Genomic DNA, 2,413 nt, shown 5'->3' on the forward strand with positions numbered 1-2,413 from the left:
TCGGAATAAATCCTGTTCACCCGTTTGGCGCCGTTCGCGTGGTTTACCCATTCCTGGCTCTCCGATTCACCGCGATAAACCCAGTGAATCACGCTCCGCCAACCAGGGAAACCTCAAACTGATTTTGCAAGGAAACAGCCCGTTCGGTGGCTGTTTCCGGCAATTAGAAGATCTGCAGATCCTTCGATTCCTATGTCTAATCAGCAGCTTCCGTGTTCTTCACGGCCGACTAAATCATATGGAACTCGGCAGCAATGTTTGGAACGCTGGAAGAGCAGGCGCCCTCCGCCGATCGATATCACGCGACAGAGTCGATCCAGATGCGCATGCGACCTCTTGGCATATTCCAGCTGATGGCGTTGCGGTTCCTGCCTGTACGCTCTCCGTTTGTTTCCTTATTTAGGTCGTCATGATGCTAAAAGCTAAAAGAGCGCGTGCCATGGTTGGCGGCCGCGAAGGCTTCAAGGTGTTCGGAACCGACTACGAGACGCGTGATTGCACCTGCGTCCGCGATTACATCCTCGACCTCGCCGATGCCCATGTCTGCGCCGTCCAGTATCTATTGCGCGGCGGAGAGTCGGTTGCTCCAACCTGGGCACCATCGAGCGCGTCTCCGAGCGGCCGTTTCCTGTGGAATATGTCGGCTGTCGCGAGGTCGACTCGCGCACGTGAGAGATTCTCGGCTGGACGCAGCAGTATGATTTGTCTCAGATCATCCGCTCGGCGTGGAACTAGCACGCACAATCATAGCACCAATGACTTCGGTGGCCCTCACCCGCATCGCTTCGAGGCGCCATCGTCCTTTAAGCCCGCCTGGCGAGCAATGACAGTCTCCTACGGGCCGGAACGTCCACCACCGCATATATGACTGCAGAAAAGCCAGTGATAACGACCGTTCCAGCGATGACTACCCCACCTTGCTGTGCCCAAGACAAATGCAAACCTTTGGCGGCAAAACTTAGAACGTGAACAAGCGGATAATGAAGCGCATAAAGGGGGTAGGAGAGGTTCCCGCCCCAAACCGCCCACCTGCGCGCAGTCTTCCCAAGATCCGCATTCAGGCACGCAAAGACAACCACAGGCATAATGATCATCACGGCGATCGTATCTGTCAGCGCCTTTGGCAATCCCGTGTCTGGGAGCATGAGAACAGCAATCAAGACTACGGAGGCCGGAACGAATGTTCCTTTCGGCGCAAGGAAACGATATTTGTAAATCAAAAGGCCGACCGAGAACGACCAGATCACACGAGGAAATCCGAGCCAGAATCCGGCCGGGTTGAACCCGAAGTTTGCGCTTCCGGCACTCTTGATCGCAAAGAGCAGCCATACTCCACTTGCAAAAATTACAACAAGGAGCGTCCACGAGAACAGTCTGAACCGGGCGCACACAGCAAAAGCGATGTTTGCGAAAATCTCGAAAAACAGAGACCACGTCGGCGTATTGAGCGGAAATACCGATTGTTCGAGCGTTGGTGTGTGAAGCCCCGATGTTTGCAGGATTGGAAGAAGCGTTATTCCAAAAACGAATGCGATCGCAACGTCTTTCAAATGCTGCATTTGATCAAGGTTCAGGCGACCAAGTTCCAACGCCACCGCAACGATTGCGCCAATGACGACGAGTGGTAACAGCCTGATCAATCGCTTTCGGAAAAATGCGGTTGCCGATAGAGTTCCATCCTTCAGCTGTCCCTGATAGGCGCTCGCAATGACAAAGCCACTGAGGACGAAGAAGAAGTCGACCGCGAGATATCCGTTTGGTGCCAGATAGGGGAGATCGAGGCGCGTCTTGAAGTGTTTCAGAACCACGACAAGTGCGGCAATGCCTCTAAGCAGATCCAAACCTGCATATCGGTGTCCAGTCGACTCGCTTCTTTCGACTTCACTGCGCAGTGCCCACCACTGCATCTTGATGTGTGACAGCATATAGGCCGAGTTCCCGCCGGAAAAAACGTTGTTTCGATTAAGGTGCTTGTCGTCAGGCATCGACCCGGCCGATTTTGAGGCGCCGCAACGGGCGTGTTTCAACCATGCATCTCCGATCACTGCAGTCACCTCGGAGATCAGAGTTTTCCTCGAAGAAGCGATTTTCACGTTGCAGCCGGCGAACAAATCCTTGGAAAATCGGAATCCGCACCTTGGCTAAAATTCGTTTGTCTCTCAGACCATTGTCCATTCTATCGTTGGCCCTTTTTTTCAGACTGCTATGGTCCTTTTATCGATCAGCTGCGGCCGAACTCATCGACGATGCGGATGATATCGTCTTCGCCGAGATAGGATCCGGTCTGCACTTCGATTAGTTCGAGCAAGATCTTGCCAGGATTGGCGAGACGGTGGACTTCACCGAGCGGGATGTAGACGGACTCGTTTTCCCTCAGCATCTGCACGTTTTCGCCGATCGTCACCTCTGCCGT

General features: G+C 53.7%; 1 protein-coding gene and 2 pseudogenes. 1 reads left to right on the forward strand and 2 read right to left on the reverse strand.

Features of this window, described 5'->3' with window-relative positions:
* Positions 1-442: 442 nt before the first annotated feature.
* Positions 443-735: pseudogene (locus tag AF71_RS31250) on the forward strand (UDP-glucose 4-epimerase GalE); the annotation flags it as partial.
* A 68-nt stretch (positions 736-803) separates the two neighbouring features.
* Here AF71_RS31250 and AF71_RS31255 read toward each other — a convergent pair.
* Together AF71_RS31255 and cpsB are read right to left on the reverse strand one after the other, a co-directional pair.
* Positions 804-1,985, reverse strand: coding sequence for an acyltransferase (locus AF71_RS31255; protein ID WP_169684550.1), 1,182 nt, complete (start codon positions 1,983-1,985; stop codon positions 804-806).
* A gap of 236 nt (positions 1,986-2,221) precedes the next feature.
* A pseudogene (gene cpsB / locus AF71_RS31260) lies at positions 2,222-2,413 on the reverse strand (mannose-1-phosphate guanylyltransferase/mannose-6-phosphate isomerase); the annotation flags it as partial.

The organism is Rhizobium sp. 57MFTsu3.2, assembly GCF_012932765.1.
GTDB classification, from domain to species: Bacteria; Pseudomonadota; Alphaproteobacteria; order Rhizobiales; family Rhizobiaceae; genus Rhizobium; species Rhizobium altiplani.